This window comes from Brevundimonas sp., assembly GCF_041648115.1.
Classification (GTDB): Bacteria; Pseudomonadota; Alphaproteobacteria; order Caulobacterales; family Caulobacteraceae; genus Brevundimonas.
The window spans coordinates 55,341-77,418 of record NZ_JBAZPR010000007.1; the positions used below are offsets into that span (position 1 = coordinate 55,341).

Consider the following 22,078-nt stretch of genomic DNA (forward strand, 5'->3'; position numbering starts at 1 on the left):
GCCACTAGGTTGGTCGCATGACGCGCATCGCTATTCTGGAAACCGGCCACCCGCCCGAGCATCTGAAAAACGACTTCGACGACTATCCGGCGCGGTTCCGGGCGCTGCTGGGTGAGGGCGTGCCGACGACGCGGTTCGACGTGCAGTCGGGGCATTTGCCGGAAGATCCATCGGCGTTTCAGGGGGCCATCGTCACCGGGTCCGCAGCGGGGGTCTATGACGACCTGCCGTGGATCCCGCTGTTGGTGGACTGGCTGAGGGCGGCGCGCGGACGCACGCGTCTGGTCGGCATCTGCTTCGGGCATCAGGCGTTGGCCCATGCGTTCGGCGGGGCTGTGGAGAAGTCGGACAAGGGCTGGGGCGTGGGGCTGCATCGCTATGAGGTGCAGGCCGACGAGCCGTGGATGCATCCGCGCGCGCGGACGATTTCGATCCCCGTTTCGCACCAGGATCAGGTGACGGCGATCTCGGAGGACGCGCGGGTGATCGCCTCCAGCGGGTTCACGCCCTATGCGGGGCTGGCCTGGGGGCAGGACGCGATCTCGTTCCAGTGCCACCCGGAGTTTCAGCCGGACTATGCGGCGGCCCTGATCGAGGGACGGCGCGGGACTCGCATTCCGCATCCGTTAGCGGACGAGGCGATAGACAGTCTGAAACGGCCCAACGACCGGGCCGTGCTGACGGCCTGGATCCGCGCCTTCCTGCTGCTGACCCCGCCGCCGGTCGAGGACTACGGCAGCGGGATTTGACGTGTCGCTTTCTTCTTTCGTCATCCTCCGGGCCGCGAAACGGAGCCGGGGGACCGAGCGGCGCCGTCAGGCGATGGGGCCCCGCAGAATGTTGAAAGACTGACTCGGTGACAGGTTCGCGCTCACGCGCGCCGCTGGGTCCCCCGATCTCGCTACGCTCGTCGGAGCATGACGAAAGGAAACGGATCTAGAGGCCCAGCAGCCGGATCAGCACCATCGCCAGAACCACCAGGGCGCCCAGCGACAGGATGACGGCGGCGATGACGCGGCCGCCGGCGCGGGCGACGGCGCGGATGTCGGTCTGGAGGCCCAGGGCGGCCATGGCGACAACGGTCAGCAAGCTGGAGGCGGCGGCCATCGGCGCGAGGGCGGCCTGCGGGATCAGATCAAACGAGCGCAGGCCGATCATGACCAGGAAGCCGACTATGAACCAGGGCAGCAGGCGGGAAAGCCCCGGCTTGGCCGTCGTCGGCGCACAATCGCGGAAAATCAGCGACAGGGCCAGGATGACCGGCCCCAGCATCAGCACCCGCACCAGCTTGACCACCGTGCCGGTCTGGGTGGCGACGGCGCCGAACGGGGCGGCGGCGGCCAGGACTTGCGGCACGGCATAGACGGTCAGGCCGGCAAGGGCGCCGTATTGCAGACCGTTCAGATGGATCAGGCCGCCCAGCAGGGGCAGGGCCAGGACCACGATCACGCCCAGCACGGCGGTGAAGGCGATGGAGGCGGCGACCTCTTCTCCATCCGCATCAATGACCGGGGCCACGGCCGCGATGGCGGAGTTGCCGCAGATGGCGTTGCCACAGGCGACCAGCAGGGCCATGCGTGAGTTCAGCCCCAGAGCGCGGCCGACGCCGAAACCGACGACGATGGCGAGCGCGACGAGGGCGAAGATGCTCAGGACGAAGCTGACGCCCAGCGATGACAGTGTCGCCGCGCTGACCGAGGCGCCCAGCAGGACCACCGCGACCTCCAGCAGGATCTTGGCAGAGAAGTCGATCCCGGCCTTGAATCGCACATCGGGCGTCCAGGCGGTGCGGACGGCCGCGCCCAGCAGGATGGCCAGCACCAGCGGCTCCAGCCAGACATGGCCGATGACGTCGCGCTCGATGCTGGTCAGGCCGATGGCCGCCAGGGTCACCAGCAGGCACAGCATGACGCCGGGCCGGATCCTGCGCCCGAACGCGGTCGCTGACGCAAGGCTGGGCATATTGGCGGGCGCGGGCAGGGCGGCGGACTTCATATGTGGGCAATGCGCCCGCTCTCGACGGCGGTCCAACGGATAGTTATGGTCGTTTCAATCCGATTTGGAGATCGATTGTGACCCTGGAACGCCTGCGCATCTTTGTGGCCGTGGCCGAACGCGACCATGTGACGGCGGCGGCACGGGCGCTGAACCTGACTCAGTCGGCGGTGTCGAACGCTCTGGCGGCGCTTGAGGCCGAGCATGACGTGCGGCTGTTCGACCGGGTCGGGCGGGGCGTCGTCCTGAACGAGACCGGCCGGGCCTTCCTGCCCGAGGCGCGGGCGGTGCTGGCGCGTGCGGCGGCCGCGGAAGCCGCGCTGGCGGACATGAGCGCCCTGAGACGCGGGCGGTTGGCGGTGTTCGCCAGCCAGACCATCGCCAGCTACTGGCTGCCGCGCCGGCTGGTGGATTTCCATAAGGCCTATCCCGGCGTCGAACTGGCGGTCGAGATCGGAAATACGCGCGAGGCGGCGCAGGCCGTGCTGAGCGGCGCGGCCGAGATCGGCCTGGTCGAGGGGGCGGTGGACGAGCCGGCCCTGTCGCAGGTCCAGGTGGGGTCGGATCGGCTGGCGGTGCTGGTGACGCCGGACCATCCCTGGGCGACGCGGCGGCGGCTGGAGGCGCGCGATCTGGCAGGCCAGCCGTGGGTGTTGCGCGAGGTCGGGTCGGGAACGCGTTCGACGCTGGAGGCGGCGGTGCGGGACATGGGCGTCGATCCCGCGACCCTGTCTGTGTCGATGACCTTGCCCTCGAACGAGGCCGTGCTGGCGGCGGCCGAGGCCGGAGCGGGGGCCACGGCCCTGTCGGAAAGCGTGGCCTATGCGTCCGTGGCGGCCGGGCGGCTGGTGACGGCGCCCTTCACCCTGCCGGAACGGCCGTTCCGGCTGTTGCGGCACAGGGAGCGGTATCGCAGCCGGGCGGGGGACGTGTTCGTGGAGGCGATGGGCTAGGGCCACTTCACCGTGGGCGGCATGGAGCTGAGGATGGACTCCACATTCCCGCCCGTCTTCAGGCCGAACATGGTGCCGCGGTCGTAGAGCAGGTTGAACTCGACGTAGCGGCCGCGGCGGATCAGCTGTTCCTCGCGCTCTTCTTCCGTCCAGGGCTCGGCCATGCGGGCGGCGACGATGCGGGGATAGACGTCCAGGAAGGCCAGGCCGATGTCGCGAGTGAAGGCGAAGTCGCGGTCATAGTCGCCGCTGTCGTGATGGTCGTAGAAGACGCCGCCGGTGCCGCGCGGCTCCTTGCGGTGGGGCAGATAGAAATACTCGTCGCACCAGGCCTTGTATTTGGCGTGCCAGGTCGGGTCGTGGGCGTCGCAGGCGGCCTGCATGGCGGCGTGGAAGGCGACGGTGTCGGAGTGGTCCTGGCGACGATCCGCCATCAGCACCGGCGTCAGGTCGCCGCCGCCGCCAAACCAGCTCTTGGTCGTGGCGATGAAACGGGTGTTCATATGAACGGCCGGAATGCGCGGGCTGACGGGATGGCAGATCAGGCTGACGCCGGTGGCGAAGAAACGGGGATCGACGTCGGCGCCGGGCACGTTTTTGGCGTAGTCGGCGGGGAAAGAACCATGCACGGTCGAGACGTGGACGCCGACCTTTTCGAACAGGCGGCCGTGCATCATGCCCATGACGCCGCCGCCGCCTTCCGCGCGGTCCCAGGCCGTGCGGACGAAGCGGCCGGGTTCGCCGGGAAACAGGTCGGCGGGGGCGGCGTCCTCCAAGGCCTCGAAGGCGGCGTGGATGCGGTCGCGCAGATGTTCGAACCAGGCGCGGGTCTCGACCTTCTTGAGGTCGAGCGGATCGGAAAAGACGACGTCGCTCATGGCGCGCTTGAACCACGTCGCGCGCGCGGCGTCATCCGGGCAGGTTGTCATGGAGGCTTTTAGAGACGCTGCTGGAGCCCGCTGTTCAGGACTGATCGATCCCGCCCGTCTGGCGCAGGCCTTCCCAGAGCGCGATGCCGGCGGTGACGGACAGGTTCAGCGAGCGGGCCTGGGGGCGCAGCGGCACGACGACGCGGGCGTCGGCGGCGGCGTGGACGTAGTCGGGGGCTCCGGCGCTCTCCTTGCCGAACACCAGCACGTCTTCAGGCTGGAAGACGAAGTCGGGCAGGGGCGTGGCGCCGCGCGTGGTGAACAGCACCAGCCGCCCGGCGGGGCGGTCGGCCTGGAAAGCCTCCCAATCGGCATGACGGGTCATGTGCGACAGGGGGCCGTAATCAAGGGCGGCGCGCTTCATGGCACGGTCGTCGAAACGGAAGCCCGTGGGCTCGATGACATGCAGATCGACGCCGAAACAGGCCGACAATCGGATGCAAGCTCCGACGTTCTGAGGAATGTCCGGTTGAAAAAGGGCGAGACGCATTCTAAGGCCTGACATACGCGCGGCGAGGGGGTTTGTCGCGGTCTGTTTGCGAGCGTTTCGCAAGAAACGTCAGCAGCTTGCGCCGAACGGGCGCAAGTCTCGGGCCGTCGGGGATTTCCGGCGTCTTTTGTTGGTTCGTGCCGTGGCTGGGGGAGGCTCCTGGGCTTCTTCTGCGGCGTTCGAGAGGTGGAAACGTGGCCGAATCGGTCGTGCATACGGAAGACACTCACAGCCCCGAGGGCGGTGATCCCAATCGTCGTGACTTCATCTACATCGCAGCGGGCGCTGCGGCGGTCGGCGCGGGGGCGATGATCGCCTGGCCGCTGATCAATCAGATGAACCCGGCCGCCGACACATTGGCGCTGGCGTCGATCGAGTTCGACCTGACCAAGGTTCAGGAAGGCCAGCAGGTCGTCATCAAATGGCAGGGCAAGCCGGTGTTCGTGCGTTACCGCACCCCGGCCGAGCTGCAGAAGGTCATCGCCGACGATCAGGCGCCGGACCTGAAACAACCCCAGACGGACGCCGAGCGGACCAAGCCGGGGCACGAAAAATATCTGGTCGTCATCGGTTCCTGCACCCACCTGGGCTGCGTTCCGACGTTCGGCGCGGGCGACTACGGCGGCTGGTTCTGCCCCTGTCACGGCTCGCACTACGACGCGTCCGGCCGTATTCGCAAGGGGCCTGCGCCCCTGAACCTGGTTGTGCCGGACTACGATTACCTGTCCGACACCCGCGTCAAGATCGGCTGAGGACCAAGGGGGGATCATGAGCGATCACGAGAGCACCTACGTCCCGAAAACGGGCGTCGAGAAGTGGCTGGACACCCGGCTGCCGATCATCCGTTTCGGCGCGGACTACATGTCCCTGCCGACGCCGCGGAACCTGAACTACTGGTGGACCTTCGGCGGCATCCTGGCCCTGTGCCTGATGACGCAGATCGTTACCGGCATCGTTCTGGCCATGCACTATACGCCGAGCGTCGACCTGGCCTTCGCCTCGGTCGAGCGCATCATGCGCGACGTCAACGGCGGCTGGCTGATCCGCTATGTCCACGCCAACGGCGCGTCGATGTTCTTCATCGCCGTGTATCTGCACATGCTGCGGGGGCTCTACTATGGCTCCTACAAGGCGCCGCGCGAGATGATCTGGATCATCGGCTGCGTGATCTTCTTCCTGATGATCGCCACCGCCTTCCTGGGCTACGTCTTGCCGTGGGGCCAGATGTCGTTCTGGGGCGCGGAGGTCATCACCAACCTGATCGGCGCGATCCCGGTGCTGGGCGAGCCGATCCTGATCTGGCTGCGTGGCGGACCGGCGATCGACAATGCGACGCTGAACCGTTTCTTCTCGCTGCACTATCTGCTGCCGTTCGCCATCCTGGGCTGCGTCGTGCTGCACCTTTGGGCGCTGCATGCGGCCGGTCAGAACAATCCGGTCGGCATCCTGATCCCCAAAGATCGGGAGAAGAAGGACATGTTGCCCTTCCACCCGTATTTCACGGTCAAGGACGGGTTCGCCATCATCCTGTTCCTGATCCTGTTCGCGATCTTCGTCTTCTATCAGCCGAACGCCCTGGGCCACGCCGACAACTACATCCCGGCCAACCCGCTGGTGACGCCGGCGCAAATCGTGCCAGAGTGGTACATGCTGCCCTTCTACGCCATCCTGCGCGCCATCCCGGACAAGTTCGGCGGCGTGGTGGCGATGTTCAGCGCCATCGGCGTGCTGTTCGTCCTGCCCTGGCTGGATACGTCAAAGGTGCGCTCGATGCGCTATCGCCCGACGATGCGGACCTTCTTCATCATCTTTCTGGTGGTGGGCTTTGGTCTGGGCTGGTGCGGCGGTCAGCTGCCGGACGCGCCGGTGCTGGGGTCGTTCAAGACCTTCACCCTGGTTGACGGCGACCTGAACTCGTACCTGTGGCTAACGCGCGTTCTGACGGCCTACTACTTCATCTTCTTCCTGATCATCATGCCGCTGGTCGGATTGAAGGAGCAACCGCTGCCGATCCCGGCGACGATCTCCGAACCGGTCCTGACCGGCGCGGACGCCGTCGAGCAGAAGGGCTGAGGGTCATGACGATTGGAATGAAGACCGTGTCGATCAAGACGATCCTCGCCTCGGCCGCCATTGCGCTGGGCCTGATGAGCGCGGCCCCCGCCTTGGCGTCGGGCGTCGCCGCGACCCCGCGCTCGGGCGGTTTCAGCTTTGAGGGGCCGTTCGGAACCTATGACCAGGGCCAGCTGCAACGCGGCTACAAGGTCTATCACGAGGTCTGCGCCGCCTGTCACAGCATGAACCTGATGCACTATCGGAACCTGGGCGACCGTCATGGGCCGTTCTGGAATCCGAAATATCCGAACCCGAACGACAACCCGGTCGTGAAGGCTCTGGCCAAGGAAGTGCAGGTCGGCGACATCGACAGCGAGACCGGCGAGGCGATCCAGCGTGACGCCACGCCGGCCGACAAGTTCCGTTCGCCCTATCCGAACGCCACGGCGGCGGCGGCGGGCAACGGCGGCGCCGCGCCCCCCGACCTGTCGGTGATGGCCAAGGCTCGTGAAGGCGGCGCCGACTACATCTATTCGCTGCTGTCGGGCTACAAGGCGGCCCCGGCCGGACTGCAGATCCGCGACGGTCAGCACTACAACCCCTATATGGCGGGCGACCTGACGCCGTTCTGGACCGGCGACCACAAGCGCGTCCCGCCCGGCGGCTTCATCGCCATGCCGCCGCCGTTGCAGAACGGCCAGGTCACCTATGACGACGGTTCGCCCCAGACTGTGGATCAATACGCCAAGGACGTCGCGGCCTTCATCGCATGGACGTCGGAACCCAAGATGGTCGAGCGCAAACAGGCCGGCCTGGGCGTGCTGATCTACCTGTTCATCTTCGCGGGCATCACCTACGTCGCCTATCGCCGGATCTGGAAAGGCGTGGCGCACTAAGCGTCTTCCGAGCACCGAAACATCAACCCGTCGAAGCTTGCTTCGGCGGGTTTTTCGTTTGCGACGAATGGTCCGTGACACGGAATCGACATGGTAGGTTTCGCCGCCTAGGGTCGCCTATCGTTTCCGGCTGTGGGGCCTTCAGTTCATGCGTCTTGTCTCTTCGTTCGCCGCCGTCCTGTTGGCGGGCGCCGCGCTGTCGGCCTGCGCCACGGCGCCCAATGCCGGCGCTGTTCACACCGTCCCGGCGTTCGACGCCGCGCGGATTTCACAGGACATCAAGACGCTGTCGGACGACAGCTATGAGGGACGCGGCATCGCCACCCCGGCGGAAGACAAGGTCGTGCGCTATCTGAGGGAAGGCTATGCCGACGCCGGGTTCGAGCCGGGCGGGCCGAACGGTCAGTGGACGCAGGACGTGGTCCTGAACCGCTTCGTGCAGTCTAACGTCCAGGCCTCCCTGAAACTGGGCGACTGGACCCTGCCGATGACGCAGGGGCGCGAGGTCGCCATCTCGACCCGTCGCCCGGCCGAGCACGTCAGCCTGAAGGACGCGCCTTTGGTCTTCGTCGGCTACGGCATCAATGCGCCCGAGCGCCAGTGGAACGACTTCAAGGGTCAGGACCTGCGCGGCAAGATCCTGGTCGTTCTGGTCAATGACGCCGATTTCGAGGAGCCGGCGCTGAACACCTTCGGCGGCAAGGCCATGACCTATTACGGCCGCTGGACCTACAAATACGAAGAGGCGGCCAAGCATGGTGCGGCGGGCGTTCTGATCGTCCACGAGACGGCGCCGGCGTCCTATGGCTGGCAGACGGTGGCCAACTCTTGGGGCGTGCCTCAGTTCGACATTTTGAGGCCTAATGCAGCAGCCGAGCGGGTGCCGATGGAAGGCTGGATCCAGCGGGACGTGGCGGTCGATCTGTTCCGCCGCGCCGGTCTCGATTTCGAAGCGCTGAAGGTCCAGGCGCGCAGCCGCGATTTCCAGCCCATCGCCTTGCCCGGCGCCGGCTTCTCGACCGAGTTCGACGTGGGGACCAATCAGGTCACCAGCCATAATGTCATCGCCCGCCTGCCGGGCATGACCCACCCGGACGAGACCGTCCTCTACACCGCCCACTGGGATCACATCGGCATGGGCGAGCCGGACGCCACGGGCGACCGTATCTTCAACGGTGCGGTCGATAACGCCTCGGGCACGGCTGGCCTGCTGGAGCTGGCGCGCATGTTCGGCGGCGCGCCACGCACCGAACGGTCCATCGTGATCGTCAGCTTCACCGCCGAGGAAAGCGGCCTGCTGGGCTCGGAATACTACGCCGTCAATCCGGTCTATCCGCTGGCCAAGACGGTCGGCGGCTTCAACATGGATTCGATGAACGTCTATGGCCGCGTCACGGGCCTGGGCGTCACCGGCTATGGTCAGTCGGACTTCGACGAGCGTCTGGCGGCGGCGATCCAGCCGCAGGGGCGGTCGCTGGTCCCGGATTACGAGAATGCGGCCGGCACCTACTATCGCTCCGACCACTTCCCCTTGGCCAAGCGCGGCGTGCCGATGGCCTATGCCGGCAGCCGGGGCGAGTTCCGCGACGCGCCCATCGCCGAGCGCGAGGCGGCGCGGGCGGAATACGGCGCCAAACGCTATCACCAGGCGGCGGACGAATGGTCGCCGGATTGGGACTATCGCGGCATGATCGAGGATCTGACGGTCTTCTATGACGTCGGTCGCGCCCTGGCGAACGGTCGCGACTGGCCGGAATGGAAGCCGGGGTCGGAGTTCGGGCCTGTACGCGCGACCACCGCGTCGGAACGCCGCTGATCCTTATTGACCAACGAGGGCGGGGAGACATCCCCGTCCTTTCGCGTTTCCACGTTTCGAGTGCGCCTGAATGATCCTTCGCCGTTCGTCCTTCGTCGGCCTTGCGGCGCTTGCCCTGGCCGCCTGTGCGACCGCCCCGGTCGCGCCGCCTGCTCCGCAGATGGACGCCTTCGCCGTGGCCTCGGCTGCGACGCCGCAGTTCAGCGCTCAGAAGCTGTCGGACCACATCAAATATCTGGCGTCGGACGAGCTGGAGGGGCGGTTCCCCGGCCTAGTCGGGGAGGGTCTGACGCTGGCCTATCTGCAACGGCAGTATGAGGCGATTGGGCTGGAGCCGGGCGGCCGAGACGGATCGTGGCTGCAGCCCGTCGAACTGGTGCGGTTTACGCCGCAGCGGGCGCCGACGGCGTCGTGGACCGGGGCGGACGGGGCGTCGCATCCGCTGGTCTCGGGGACGGACATCACCCTGCGTGCGGGCCCGGCCGATCCGGCGGTCAAGGTCGAGGGCGCGCCGCTGGTCTTTGCCGGCTACGGCATCTCGGCTCCGCAGTGGGACGACTATGGATCGGCCGACCTGACCGGCAAGGTGGTGGTCGTGCTGCGCGGGCAACCGGACAGCATGGGGGCCGACCCCAACTTCTATGGTTCAGGCGCGCACAAGACGCAGGAGGCGTTGAGACGCGGCGCCCTTGGCGTCATCAGCCTTCAGGACGTCGATGGCCGCTGGCGACGCGCCGTCGCCGGGGCGAACCGGCCGCAGATGACGGTGAAAGGCGCCCGCGACGCCCGGTTCACCGGTTCGATCAATATGGCGACGGGAGCGGCGATCGGCGGAGAGATGCTGTCCGCCGCTCTGGCGCGGGCCAAGACGGCGGGTCTGGGCGGCGTCGTCGATCTGAATGCACGGCTGAGCGTGGATATCGCCGAGACGACCGAGGTCATCCATTCCAACAATCTGCTGGCCAAGATCCCCGGCACGGAGCGGCCGAACGAATACGTCTTCTATTCCGCCCACTGGGACCACATCGGCAAGGCGAAGACCCCGAACGCCGAGGGCGACGATATCTTCAACGGCGCCTGGGACAATGCGTCGGGGACGGCGGGCCTGATCGAGATGGCGCGGGCGTTCAAGGCGGGGCCGGCGCCGAAACGCACCGTAGTCTTCCTGCACGTCACGGCCGAGGAGCAGGGATTGCTGGGGTCCGAGGCCTATGCCGCCGATCCGGTCTATCCGCTGGCGAAGACGGCGGCGGACATCAACATCGACATGCTGCCCTTCACGCCCGCAACGCGAGACGTGGCGGTGTTCGGCGTGGGCAAGTCCGAGCTGGAGGATATCCTGGGTCGGTTCGCCGCCGTGCAGGGGCGGGTGGTGACGGGCGACGGCTATCCTGAGGAAGGCTTCTACTACCGCTCGGACCACTTCAACTTCGCGGCGGGCGGGGCGCCGGCCCTGATGCCGTGGACCGGACGCGATTTCGTCGAGGGCGGGATCGAGGCGGGCAAGCCCTATTACGAGGCGGCGATGGCGAAAGACTATCACGAGCTCAGCGACGAATGGCGGGCCGACTATGACTTCACGGCGGCGCTGCAGAACCTGGACCTGCTGTATCGGCTGGGTCTGACGGTGGCCGACAGCGAGAGCTGGCCGGCGTGGAAGCCGACCGCCGAGTTCAACGCCATTCGCGACCGCACGGCCGATCAGCGGCGCTAGACGTCAGGCCGCGCCGAACGGGTAAGGGCTGACGGACTTCGACCAGTCATCGACGGCCAGCGGGCGGTCGATGGGGGCGGCGGCGCGTTCGGCGCAGGGGTGGCGGTGGCACAGGCGGCAGGCCGGGCCGATGGGGGTGACCTCGGGGTTCTGCAGGTCGATGCCGTGGGCGTAGGCCAGGCGGGACGCGTGGCGGAGTTCGCAGCCCAGGCCCACGGCGAGGTCGTGGCTCTCGCCATAGCCGTCGTGACCCTGACGCTCGACGGTGCGGGCGAAGGTGAACCAGCGGCCCCCGGGCTTTCCGTTCTCGGGGGGCGTCTCGATGATCTGGGTGACGATGCGGCTGGGCGTGCGGAAGGCGGAATGCAGTCGCCAGCGCGGGCAGGCGCCGCCGAAGCGCGAGAAGGGGAAGGCGCCGGCGGCATAACGTTTGGAGATGTTGCCGGCCTGATCCACGCGCATCAGGAAGAAGGGCACGCCACGCGCGGTCGGGCGTGACAGGGTGGTCAGGCGGTGGGCGGCCTGTTCATAGCTGACGCCGAACCGGGCCTGGAGCCGGGCCAGGTCGTAGCCGGTCTCCTCGGCCGTGCGCTGGAAGGCGGCGTAGGGCATCAGGGTTGCTGCGGCGAGGGTGTTGGTCAGGGCGACCTTCAGCAAGGATCGCGTCGTGTCGTCGGGCGCGTTCGCGGCTTGGGCCATGTCGTGCAGGGCAGAGCCGTGCTCGGCCAGGGCCAGTTGATAGGCGACGGCGAAGGCGCGTGAGGACGGGCCAAGCGTCTCGGACAGCAGCAGGCGGCGGCGATGCAGGTCGTAGCGGCGGGTCCATTCGACCATGACCTCGGCCGGCAGGGTGCGGACGCCCAGGTCGTGTTTCGCCGCCAGGCGATGGCGGGCGGCGGGCTCGAAGCCGTCGGCGTGGACGGGGGCCTCGGCTGTCAGGGCGTCGGACAGGGCCTCGCCCATCTGGTCCAGTTCGGGAAAGTGGTTGCCGCGCGACTGGATGTATTCGCGCACCCATTCTGCGGGGCTGGTCTCGATCAGGCTCTCGCCCGTCTCGGCGGCGGCACGGGCGCGGGTGCGGCCGTCGTCGAAGGCCTGATACAGGCGCAGAAGGGCGTCGGCGACGCCGGGCGCCTCTTCGAGCAGTTGCACCAGTTCGTGGCGCGGGGCGGCCAGGCCCTTGAACAGGGGGTCGGCCAGAATCTCTGTGAGCCGGGCCTCGTCCGCAGCGCCGCCCTGGTTCAGGGCGCGCAGATCGACATCGTATGTGTCGGCCAGACGCAGCAGCAACTGGGCCGAGACAGGGCGCTGGTTGCGTTCTATGTGATTGAGATAGCTTGGGGAAACGTCCAGGTCAGCGGCCATAGCCGTCTGGGTCAAGCCCAGGTCGCGTCGTAGTCGCTTGAGCCGGGCGCCCAAAAACAGCTTGCGATCAGCGGCGGCTTTCATGGCTGCATGATGTCACAACATGACCGATCTGGCAAAGTCATATTATGACAAGATGACTTTGTTGATGCGGCTCAAGCTGTGTCAGTTTTGACCTTCACGTGTTCTTGTCCCTGAGACGGCGGCTGCGGCCGCGCCCTTCAGAGACCGAGTTCGACCATGACCACCTTCGCCGATCTGGTGCCTTCCCCCGCCGGCCGTTTCGACGGTATCGAACGCCCGTACACGCCTGAGGACGTTCTGCGCCTGCGCGGCTCGGTGCCGGTCACCCATACGCTCGCCGAGCGCGGCGCCAACCGTCTGTGGCAGTTGCTGCACGACGAGCCCTTCATCAACGCCCTGGGGGCCGTCACCGGCAACCAGGCCATGCAGATGGTCCGTGCGGGGCTGAAGGCCATCTATCTGTCGGGCTGGCAGGTCGCGGCGGACGCCAATACGGCCGGGGCCATGTATCCCGACCAGTCGCTGTACCCGGCCAACGCCGCGCCGGAACTGTGCCGCCGTATCAACCGCACCCTGCAACGCGCCGATCAGATCGAGCACGCGGAGGGCGGGGCCAAGCGCGACTGGTTCGTTCCCATCGTCGCCGACGCCGAGGCCGGCTTCGGCGGGCCGCTGAACAGCTTTGAGATCATGAAGGCCTTCATCGAGGCGGGCGCAGCCGGTGTCCACTTCGAGGACCAGCTGGCTTCGGAGAAGAAGTGCGGACACCTGGGCGGCAAGGTGCTGATCCCAACCCAGGCGCACGAGCGCAACCTGGTCGCCGCGCGCTTGGCGGCCGACGTCATGGGCACGCCGACCATCACGGTGGCCCGCACCGACGCCGAGAGCGCCCAGCTGATCACCTCGGACATCGACGAGCGCGACCAGCCCTTCATCGACCGCGACAACCGCACGCCCGAGGGCTTTTTCCGCCTGAAAGAGGGCACGGGCCTGGACCACTGCATCGCGCGCGGCCTGTCCTACGCCAATATCGCCGACCTCTTGTGGTGGGAAACCTCGCACCCCGATCTGGATGACGCCAAGAAGTTCGCTGAGGCCGTGCAGAAAGAGCATCCGGGCAAGCTGATGGCCTACAACTGCTCGCCCTCCTTCAACTGGAAGGCCAAGCTGGACGACGCCACCATCGCCAAATTCCAGCGCGAGTTGGGGGCCATGGGCTACAAGTTCCAGTTCGTGACCCTGGCCGGCTTCCACAGCCTGAACAACTCCATGTTCGAGCTGGCGGACGGTTACCGCGATCGCGGCATGGCGGCTTATTCGGAGCTGCAGCAGCGCGAGTTCGCCAACGAGGCCATCGGCTACACTGCCACGCGTCACCAGCGCGAAGTCGGCACCGGCTATTTCGACCAGGTCGCCACGGTAATCTCCAACGGTCAGTCGTCCACGACGGCGCTGAAGGACTCGACCGAGACCGCCCAGTTCACCCACGCGGCTTAATCAGAAAAGGAACCCGCAAAATGGAACCTCTGACCCGAACCGAAGCCATCATCGACTTCTGCCTGGCGCCCCTGGCGCTCGACACCGGCACGGAGGCCGAACGAGAGGTGCGCCGCCGCATGATGCACGTGCTGCGGACCTATCAGGCCAAGACAGCCACGCCGGTCGCCGTGGACTTCTCGTCCATGCCGTCCCAGGTGATAAACGAGGCGGCGCACGGCTACGAATAGGTCGTCCGCTCAAAGAAAAAGGCCCGCTCCGATCGCTCGGGGCGGGCCTTGTTTCGTGCCGGATGCGGTTTAACGCGGGCCGGACGGCGTCGTGTTCAGCGACTGTGTCGCCGTACTGGCGGCGGCCGGAACGGGCGTCTGGGGAACCGAGACCGAGATGGGCGTGCGCGCCGGAGCGGCGCCGGTTTCCTGGGGATCACCGACGATGATGGTGGTGATCTGGGTTGCTTCGGTCGTGCAGGTGGCCAGGTCGCGGGTCACGTGGCGGCCCAGGCAGAAGACGTCCTCGTAGCTGGGGCGCGAGGCGGCCAGGCACTGGAACAGCATCAGCTTGGACATGTTAAGGCAGAACTCGCTGTTCGGCTCGTGCGTCAGTGCCTCCGTATTGGCCCGCGCCTCATCGCCGCCTGATCCAAGGGCCGCAAGGGCGGCGATGGCCAACGAGCGGACCACGGCGGGGGTGTAGGGCGGCGCCTTGCGCGACGGTTCGATGGCCAGGCCCGTGCCGCTGTTGGCGGCGGCGAACAGCAGATTGGCTTCATCGGCGGAGGGCAGCATGTCCACGTCCGACAGGGTCTTGGCGCTTTCCAGGCGAACTTCGCGATGCGGGATCGGCACGATGGCCCAGCTGCGACGCGGGTCGCTGCGGCCCTGGATGGTATAGGCGTCCTGCTCGATGGCCTCGGCGATGCCGCGCATGGCCACGGCGTCCTTGCCGATGGTGCTGGAAATCAGGCCGGCGGCGGCGTCGGCGCCGGGCAGGGTGGCGGCATAGGCCGGGTCGGCGACGATCTGGGCCACCATCTGCTGGCGCTGGACCGGATCAATGGCGAACTGGCGCACGCCGGCGACGAACTCGGGCGACTGCAGGGCGATGATCGAGCCATAGGCGATCAGGCCGCGCGACAGCTGGTTGGGATCATAGGATGCACCCTTGCGCAGGGCGGCCTGGATCGATTCGGCGTCGGGGAAGCCGCCCGGCTGGATCGTGCGGGCCTCGCGCAGGAAGGCGACGTAGATCGAGGCGGCGTCCGCCACGTCCTTGTTCAGCGAAATGGGCGGGGGCTGGCGCGCCGCTAGCTCGGCCGCGAGACGTTGCGCTTCCAGCTCAGCCTTCGACGGTCCGCTCTCGCAGCTGGCGAGCAGGACGGCGACGGCGAGGGCGGCGGCGGAGAGGCCGCGGCTCAGTAGGGCCGATTTCATGAAGACTTCCTCAGGCGATCACGCGCGCACAAAGCGCCAACACTGTTGGCGCTTATAAGGCGGGCCTTATGGTTATCCGAAGGTTAATCGAACAGCTTTGAAACCGATTCCTCGTTCGCGATCCGTCGGATAGCTTCACCGACGAGCGGAGCCACGGAAACCGTTCGGATTTTCGGGCAGTTCAAAACTTCGTGGGGTTGCTCGATGGAGTTGGTGATCACCAGCTCCTTCAGCGGGCCGTCAGTGATCCGCTGGACGGCCGGGCCGGAGAGGACGCCGTGGCTGATATAGGCCGAGACCTCGGTCGCGCCCTGGTCGATCAGGGCCTTGGCGGCGTTGACCAGGGTGCCGCCCGAATCGACGATGTCGTCGAACAGGATGCAGCGGCGGCCCTGAACGTCGCCGATGATGTTCATGACTTCGCTCTCGCCCGCCTTTGGCCGGCGCTTGTCGACGATGGCCAGGTCGGCGTCCAGGCGACTGGCCAGCGAACGGGCGCGCACCACGCCGCCGACGTCGGGCGAGACGATCATCAGGTCGTCGCCGCGGGCGTATCGCTCCTTGATGTCCTGCGCCAGCACGGGCGTGGCCACCAGATTGTCGGTCGGAATGTCGAAGAAGCCCTGAATCTGGCCCGCATGGAGATCCATCGTCAGGACGCGGTCGGCGCCGGCGCGCGTGATCAGATTGGCGACCAGCTTGGCCGAGATCGGCGTGCGGCCGCCGGTCTTACGATCCTGACGCGCATAGCCGAAATAGGGGATGACGGCCGTGATCCGCCGCGCCGAGGCCCGCACCAGGGCGTCGGTGATGATCAGCAGCTCCATCAGATTGTCGTTTGCCGGATAGGAGGTCGACTGCAGGATGAAGACATCCTCGCCGCGCACGTTTTCCTCGATGATGGCGAAGACTTCGTTGTCGGCGAAACGCTTGACCTGAGCCTTGGTGAGGGGCGCATCCAGGTGGTCGGCGATCGCCTGGGACAGTGCGCGGTTGGAGTTGCCTGAGAGCAGCTTCATCGGCCGGTCATCCTTTCGCCGTCATCCGCCCCCCATGAACGGCGGTCGGTTGGCGCGCTCTTTACCAGTGGAGCCGGGCAGGGCAAGTCGTATGCTGAGATTTCCTCGGCATGGCGCGGCTCGGTCGCGGGTGCTAGAGGTCGCCGCGTTGGTTTCCGGGGGGAACGGCTCAGGGCCTTTCCTTCACACGTCATGGGGTCGTCCTTGTCCGCTTCTAAGTTCCGTTCCGGCATGGTGCTGATGGCCGCGGCGATCGCCGCAGTGACGATTTCAGGCTGCGCAGGCAAAGAGCGCCCGCGCCTCGCCTACGAAGAACGTCCGGTCGAGGCCTTGTACAACACCGGCTATGAGCGTCTGCAGCAGCGCCGCTGGTCCGACGCCATCGACTATTTCCAGGAAGTCGAACGTCAGCACCCCTATTCGGACTGGGCGCGTCGCGCGATCCTGATGCAGGTCTACGCCTATTATCAGAACAACGCCTACACCGACGCTATCGCGGCGGCCGACCGGTTCATCCAGCTGTTTCCCGGCAATCCGTCGGCGTCCTACGCCTTCTACATGAAGGCGGTTTGCAACTTTGAGCAGATCACGGACGTGGGCCGCGACCAGGGTTACGCCACCGCCGCCCTGGCCGGCTTGAAGGATGTGTCGCGCCGCTATCCCGGCACGCCCTACGCCTCGGACGCCGCCGTCAAGATCGATATGGTCAACGACCAGCTGGCCGGCAAGGAAATGAACATCGGCCGCTACTATCAGCGCGCCAACCAGCCGCTGGCGGCCGTCAACCGCTACAAGTCCGTCATCGCCAATCCCGACTTCCAGCGCACCTCGCACACCCCTGAGGCCCTGTATCGTCTGGTCGAGGTGAACCTGCAGCTGGGTCTGAAGGAAGAGGCGACCCGCAACGGCGCGGTTCTGGGCTATAACTTCCCAGGCAGCCCCTGGTACGCTGAAGCCTACGCCCTGCTGACCGAGAACGGCCAGACGCCGGAGAAGGCCCCCGAGGGCAAGCGCGAGAGCTGGCTGCAACGGATCATTCCGGGCTGAGGCCGATCTTGACGATCTGAGTTTGTGTAGCTACATAAATTATCGTCTTCGACCCGGGCAAGAACGCCGCCAATATCGCTAAGCATGGCGTCTCGCTTTTGCGGGCCGACGACCTGCAAATGGATGAAGCCTTGATCGAGGTGGATGATCGATTCGATTACGGTGAACCGCGATGGATCGCCTATGGCGAACTGGACGAGCGACTGCACGTTTTGGCGTTCACCCTTCGAGACAGAAACGTGCGGGCGATCAGCCTGCGCAAGGCCAATGATCGGGAGCAGAGATATGTCCGAAAACAAAGGCGTGGCCGAAGCACCGACTGAACCCTTTCTCGACGACGACGATGCGCCGGAGCTGACCGCAGAGCGCGCGGCCAAACTGCGTCCCGCTCGGGAGGTACTGCCCGACGACATCATTAATCAGTTCAAGCGGTCGCCCGGCAGACCGAAGGCTGAAACGCCCAAGCAGCAGGTGACCCTGCGGTTGGATGCTGACGTTGTCGAGCACTGGCGCGCGCAGGGGCCGGGGTGGCAGTCCGGCATCAATGCGGCCCTGCGTCGGGCGTCCGGGCTGTAATTCCTGATTTGTTCCTTGATCAGGCGCGCTAGAGTGGCGTCGATGTCGAATCGCGTGCGCCAATGCTGACCGCCCTTTCCATTCGCGATGTCGTCCTGGTGGACGTGCTCGATCTTGAGGTCGAAAGCGGCTTGACTGTGCTGACCGGCGAGACCGGGGCCGGCAAGTCGATCATTCTGGACGCCCTGGGCCTGGCGCTGGGCGGACGGGGCGATGCGGGTCTGGTCAGGAATGGCGCCAAACAGGCGGTCGCGACGGCCATCTTCTCCGCGCCCGACGATCCCGATCTTCTGGCCCTGGTCGCCGAGAAGGGGTTCGAGGTCAGGCCTGGCGAGGATCTGATCCTGCGCCGCGTGCTGGGCGCCGACGGCCGCAGCCGGGCCTATGTCAACGATCAGCCGGCCGGGGTGACGGCGTTGCGCGAGATCGGCGCGGCCCTGGTCGAGGTGCATGGACAGCACGAGACGGTCGGCCTGCTGGACTGGCGCACCCATCGGGGTTCGCTGGACGCCTATGGCGGCTTGCAACCGCAACTGCTGGCGGTCGCAGCGGCCTCGATCAAGCTGAAGGCCGCCGAGGCCAGGCTGGCCGAGCTGAAGGTCCAGGCCGCCGACGCTGCTGCACGACTGGAAGAGATCAGCCTGAACCTGTCCGAACTGGACGCGCTGGATCCGCGCGCCGACGAGGAGACGGAGCTGGCGGGTGAGCGGGCGCTGCTGGGGGCGGCGGAAAAGGCGATCGCCGATCTGGCCGACGCCCGCATCCAGCTGGGCGGCGACAAGCTGAGCCAGAAACTGGGCGCGGCCCTGCGCGCCGTCGAACATGCGCGCCAGCGGGCCGGGCAGGCGGGCGCCGAGGGCGATCACCCCGTCATCCTGAAACTGTCCGCCGCCGTAGACGCCATCGACCGCACCATGGTCGAGGCCGCTGAGGCCGTCGCCGCCGTAGACGCCGCCGCCGGCGCCTTCGACTATGAGCCCGGCCGATTGGACAAGGCGGAAGAGCGACTGTTCGCCTTGCGGGCCACGGCGCGAAAGCTGAACACCACCGTCGACGCCCTGCCGACCCTGCGCATCCGCCTGCGCGAGCAGCTTCGGCTGATCGAGGACGGGGCAGAGGCCTTGACCAATGCGAGGCGCGAGGCAGCGGAAGCGGCCGAATCCTACGATCTGGCGGCCGAGTTCCTGACCTCGGCGCGCGAAGCGGCGGCCGATCGTCTGACCGCCGCCGTCATGGGCGAGTTGGGGCCTCTGAAGCTGGAGCGGGCGCGGTTCCGCGTGGCGCTGGAGCCGATCGAGGGCCGGCGCGGGCCGGACGGGGGCGAGACCGTCCGGTTCCAGATCGCCACCAACGCCGGAACCGACTTCGGCCCGCTGGACGCCATCGCCTCGGGCGGCGAACTGGCCCGTTTCGCCCTGGCGATGAAGGCGGCCCTGGCCAGCCGCGAGGACACGCGCCAGCCGGTCATGATCTTCGACGAAGTGGACCAGGGCGTGGGCGGGGCCGTAGCCGAGGCCGTCGGATCGCGTCTGAAACGCCTGTCGAACGGCGCCCAGGTTCTGGTGGTCACGCACAGCCCGCAGGTGGCGTCGCGCGGTCACGCCCACTGGAAGGTGATGAAGGCCGACCGCGACGGACTGACGACCACCACGGTCGTCACCCTGGACGACCAGCGCCGCCAGGAAGAGATCGCCCGGATGCTGTCCGGCGCCGAGATCACCGACGAGGCGCGCGCGGCGGCGCGGGCGCTGATCGGCTGAGATCCGGAAACTTACCTACCGCTGGGTAACGTTAAAGTAGGCAAGTTCGCGCATTTTCGGACCCAGTCAGTGTCCGGGTGCCGCGTCGATGAACGAAAGCCAGCGTCTCTCCAGTGTTCGTTCGTTGCATGCCGTCGGCGCCGCACCCGATGCGACGACAGACGCCGCCGCGCGTCTGGCCGCCAATCTGCTGGGTTGTCCCATCGCCCTGGTGACGCTGCTGGATGACGACATTCAGTGGTTCAAGGCCAGCATCGGCATGGACGGCTGTTCCACGTCGCGCGATGTGTCGTTCTGCACCTATGCGCTCGATCTGCCCGCCAATGACGTGATGGTGGTGGAGGATGCGACGAAGGACGTGCGCTTCGCCCAAAATCCTTTCGTGACCGGCGAACAGCACGTCCGCTTCTACGCCGGCGCCTTGCTGACCGGCTCGGACGGCGCAAACTACGGCACCCTGTGCGTCATCGACACTCAAGTCCGCCCCCGACCAGACGATGCGACGCTGGACAGGTTGCGCGACCTCGCCCGGCTGGTGGTGGCGGAGTTGGAACGTGCGCGTGCCGAACGTCAGCGTGGCGAGCAGCAGCATATGCTGGGCATGATCGAGAGCCTGTCCGGTGTCGGTCACTGGCGGGTGGACATGGTCGATCAGACTGTCTTCTGGTCGGACGAGGTCTATGCCATCCACGGCGTATCTCCCGATACCTACAAGCCCGACATGGAGAAGGCGTCGGCCTTCTACCCCGAGGATGAACGCGAGCAGTTGAACGCGCACTGGCTCAGGACGCTGGAGGGCGCGGGGCCTTTCGAACTGGACCTGCGTATCCATCGCCACGACGGTGTCATCCGTCAGGTTGTAAGCAAGGGCGCGGCGGAGTTCTCGCCGGACGGCACGCCTCTGGCCATGTTCGGCGTCTTTCAGGACGTGACCGACCAGCGCGCGGCCATGGAAGTGCTGGCGCGCAGCCATAATCGGTTCAAGCTGTTGGCCGACAACGCCGCCGACGTCATCGCCCGCATCCAGCTGGATGGGCATTCCAACTATATCTCCCCGGCCGTCGAGCGTCTGCTGGGCTGGAAGCCGCACGAGATGGCGGGACGGACGGCCGAATCCTTCGTCCATCCCGACGATCATGTTCGTCTGGCCCAGACCTTCGCCCAAATGGCGCGCGGACGGGGTTCGGCGACGCTGGAACATCGCCTTCTGCACCGCGACGGCCGCGCCGTCTGGGGCGAGACGCGGATGCGGCTGGTGCGCGACGAGACCGGCCGTCCGGTCGAGACCGTGGTCGTCATCCGCGACATCTCGCGCCGCAAGGCGCTGGAAGTCCAGCTGGAACAGGCCCGCGCCGAGGCCGAGGCCGCCGCCGCCGTGAAGGCCGAGTTCCTGGCCAATATGAGCCACGAGCTGCGCACGCCCCTGACCAGCATCATCGGCTTCACCGGCCTGACGCTGGAACAGACCTTGCCGGATCTGGCGCGCAACTATGTCGGCCGGGTGGACAATGCCGGTCGTGCCTTGCTGTGCACGGTCAACGACATTCTGGACTTTTCAAAGCTGGAGGCCGGTCAGGTCGCCATCCGGCCCGAGCCGACCGACATCGAGACCCTGGCCCGTTCGACCCTGCAGCTGTTCACACCCCAGGCGGGCGCCAAGGATTTGGATCTGGAGCTCGAACTGACCACGGATCGGTCGTCCGTCATCGCCGACCCCGACCGTCTGCGTCAGATCCTGTTGAACCTGATCGGCAATGCAGTGAAGTTCACCAGCCAGGGCGGGGTCCGGCTGGCCGTGCGCTGGAGCGCCGCCGACGAACGGCTGCACGTCGCGGTCCATGACACCGGCGACGGCATCGCCGCCGACAAGCTGGACCAGCTGTTCCGCCGCTTCTCCCAGGTGGACGGGTCGCAGACGCGCTCGCACGGCGGCACCGGCCTGGGCCTGGCCATCTGCAAGGGGCTGGTCGAAGCCATGGACGGAACAATCGGCGCCGACAGCGTCGAGGGCCAGGGCAGCGTCTTCTGGTTCGAAATCCCGGCGCCTGCTGCAGAAGAAGAGGTCGCGGTCGGCGCCACGCCGATGGGCGGCGCCGATGTCGGGGGGCTGCGGGTGCTGGTCGCCGACGACCATCCCGCCAACCGCGAACTGGCCCGCGCCTTCCTGAACGGTATGGGGGCGACGGTCGAGGATGTGGTGGACGGCGCCGACGCGGTCGAACGCGCCGAACGCACCGCCTATGATGTGATCCTGATGGACATGCGGATGCCCAAGATGGGCGGGGTCGAGGCCCTGAACCAGATCAGAGCGAGTTCCGGCCCCAACCGTCTGACCCCGATCCTGGCCTATACGGCGGACGCAGGCGAGGGAATGGAGGCGGAGCTTTTGGCTCAGGGCTTCTGCGGCGCGGTGTCCAAGCCAGTGGCGGCCGAGGCCCTGATCCGCGCCGTCTCCGACGCGATGCAGGCCCTGCCGGTCGCCGCCTGATTTAGCCGACGAAGCCTAGGC

General features: G+C 66.8%; 20 protein-coding genes. 14 read left to right on the forward strand and 6 right to left on the reverse strand.

All coding sequences use genetic code 11. The annotated features are described in order from the left end of the window. The first annotated feature begins 17 nt into the window (after window positions 1-17). Window positions 18-749, forward strand: coding sequence for a type 1 glutamine amidotransferase (locus tag WC597_RS07820; RefSeq protein WP_372692791.1), 732 nt, complete (start codon window positions 18-20; stop codon window positions 747-749). A gap of 187 nt (window positions 750-936) precedes the next feature. Here the strand turns inward: WC597_RS07820 and WC597_RS07825 are convergent, their stop codons facing one another. Beyond that, window positions 937-1,995, reverse strand: coding sequence for a YeiH family protein (locus WC597_RS07825; protein ID WP_372692792.1), 1,059 nt, complete (start codon window positions 1,993-1,995; stop codon window positions 937-939). A gap of 77 nt (window positions 1,996-2,072) precedes the next feature. Between WC597_RS07825 and WC597_RS07830 the strand changes: the two genes are divergently transcribed. After that, on the forward strand, window positions 2,073-2,948 hold the full coding sequence (locus tag WC597_RS07830) for a LysR family transcriptional regulator (protein ID WP_372692793.1): 876 nt from the start codon (window positions 2,073-2,075) through the stop codon (window positions 2,946-2,948). On the opposite strand, the gene hemF is transcribed toward WC597_RS07830, so the two are convergent. After that, complete coding sequence (gene hemF / locus WC597_RS07835; protein WP_372692795.1) at window positions 2,945-3,826, reverse strand: oxygen-dependent coproporphyrinogen oxidase; 882 nt, start codon at window positions 3,824-3,826, stop codon at window positions 2,945-2,947. The genes WC597_RS07830 and hemF overlap by 4 nt on opposite strands. An 85-nt stretch (window positions 3,827-3,911) precedes the next feature. Then, entirely contained in the window at window positions 3,912-4,367 is a 456-nt protein-coding gene (locus WC597_RS07840; RefSeq protein WP_372692797.1) for a tRNA (cytidine(34)-2'-O)-methyltransferase, read from the reverse strand. A gap of 194 nt (window positions 4,368-4,561) precedes the next feature. On the opposite strand from WC597_RS07840, the gene petA reads away from it, so the two are divergent. The 5 genes from petA to WC597_RS07865 all read left to right on the forward strand — a co-directional run bounded on the left by petA (window position 4,562) and on the right by WC597_RS07865 (window position 10,848). Further along, window positions 4,562-5,119 carry a ubiquinol-cytochrome c reductase iron-sulfur subunit gene (gene petA, locus WC597_RS07845; protein ID WP_372692799.1) on the forward strand — a complete coding sequence of 186 codons (558 nt, stop codon included), beginning with the start codon at window positions 4,562-4,564 and terminating at the stop codon, window positions 5,117-5,119. A 16-nt stretch (window positions 5,120-5,135) separates the two neighbouring features. Beyond that, window positions 5,136-6,440: a cytochrome bc complex cytochrome b subunit gene (locus WC597_RS07850; protein WP_372692800.1), complete on the forward strand. Its 1,305-nt coding sequence runs from the start codon at window positions 5,136-5,138 to the stop codon at window positions 6,438-6,440. A 5-nt stretch (window positions 6,441-6,445) separates the two neighbouring features. After that, complete coding sequence (locus tag WC597_RS07855; RefSeq protein ID WP_372692802.1) at window positions 6,446-7,318, forward strand: cytochrome c1; 873 nt, start codon at window positions 6,446-6,448, stop codon at window positions 7,316-7,318. Between the two features lie 148 nt (window positions 7,319-7,466). After that, the gene (locus WC597_RS07860; protein WP_372692804.1) at window positions 7,467-9,134 is read left to right on the forward strand and encodes a M28 family metallopeptidase; all 1,668 of its coding nucleotides are present in this window, start codon (window positions 7,467-7,469) and stop codon (window positions 9,132-9,134) included. Between the two features lie 70 nt (window positions 9,135-9,204). Further along, entirely contained in the window at window positions 9,205-10,848 is a 1,644-nt protein-coding gene (locus WC597_RS07865) for a M28 family peptidase (protein WP_372692805.1), read from the forward strand. Window positions 10,849-10,851: 3 nt separating this feature from the next. Here the strand turns inward: WC597_RS07865 and WC597_RS07870 are convergent, their stop codons facing one another. Then, complete coding sequence (locus WC597_RS07870; RefSeq protein WP_372692806.1) at window positions 10,852-12,297, reverse strand: short-chain fatty acyl-CoA regulator family protein; 1,446 nt, start codon at window positions 12,295-12,297, stop codon at window positions 10,852-10,854. 156 nt (window positions 12,298-12,453) lie between these two features. On the opposite strand from WC597_RS07870, the gene aceA reads away from it, so the two are divergent. Both aceA and WC597_RS07880 read left to right on the forward strand, forming a co-directional pair. Beyond that, window positions 12,454-13,734, forward strand: a complete 1,281-nt coding sequence (aceA, locus tag WC597_RS07875) for an isocitrate lyase (RefSeq protein WP_372692807.1) — start codon at window positions 12,454-12,456, stop codon at window positions 13,732-13,734. A gap of 20 nt (window positions 13,735-13,754) precedes the next feature. After that, window positions 13,755-13,964 (forward strand): hypothetical protein, encoded by a 210-nt coding sequence (locus tag WC597_RS07880; RefSeq protein ID WP_372692808.1) that lies wholly within the window; start codon window positions 13,755-13,757, stop codon window positions 13,962-13,964. A 69-nt stretch (window positions 13,965-14,033) separates the two neighbouring features. Here WC597_RS07880 and WC597_RS07885 read toward each other — a convergent pair whose 3' ends face one another. Then, a complete protein-coding gene (locus WC597_RS07885; protein WP_372692809.1) occupies window positions 14,034-15,167 on the reverse strand; it encodes a hypothetical protein in 1,134 nt (377 codons plus the stop codon). Window positions 15,168-15,250: 83 nt separating this feature from the next. Next, window positions 15,251-16,186, reverse strand: coding sequence for a ribose-phosphate pyrophosphokinase (locus WC597_RS07890; RefSeq protein ID WP_135193234.1), 936 nt, complete (start codon window positions 16,184-16,186; stop codon window positions 15,251-15,253). Between the two features lie 192 nt (window positions 16,187-16,378). Between WC597_RS07890 and WC597_RS07895 the strand changes: the two genes are divergently transcribed. From WC597_RS07895 to WC597_RS07915, 5 genes are all read left to right on the forward strand, one after another. Then, a complete protein-coding gene (locus WC597_RS07895; protein ID WP_372692810.1) occupies window positions 16,379-17,233 on the forward strand; it encodes an outer membrane protein assembly factor BamD in 855 nt (284 codons plus the stop codon). A gap of 41 nt (window positions 17,234-17,274) precedes the next feature. Next, a complete protein-coding gene (locus WC597_RS07900; protein ID WP_372692913.1) occupies window positions 17,275-17,556 on the forward strand; it encodes a BrnT family toxin in 282 nt (93 codons plus the stop codon). After that, window positions 17,519-17,809: a BrnA antitoxin family protein gene (locus WC597_RS07905; RefSeq protein ID WP_372692811.1), complete on the forward strand. Its 291-nt coding sequence runs from the start codon at window positions 17,519-17,521 to the stop codon at window positions 17,807-17,809. Before WC597_RS07900 ends, WC597_RS07905 begins: the two co-directional genes overlap by 38 nt. A gap of 62 nt (window positions 17,810-17,871) precedes the next feature. Beyond that, window positions 17,872-19,569, forward strand: a complete 1,698-nt coding sequence (recN, locus tag WC597_RS07910; protein WP_372692812.1) for a DNA repair protein RecN — start codon at window positions 17,872-17,874, stop codon at window positions 19,567-19,569. A gap of 88 nt (window positions 19,570-19,657) precedes the next feature. Continuing rightward, complete coding sequence (locus WC597_RS07915) at window positions 19,658-22,057, forward strand: ATP-binding protein (protein WP_372692813.1); 2,400 nt, start codon at window positions 19,658-19,660, stop codon at window positions 22,055-22,057. The last annotated feature ends 21 nt before the right edge of the window (window positions 22,058-22,078 follow it).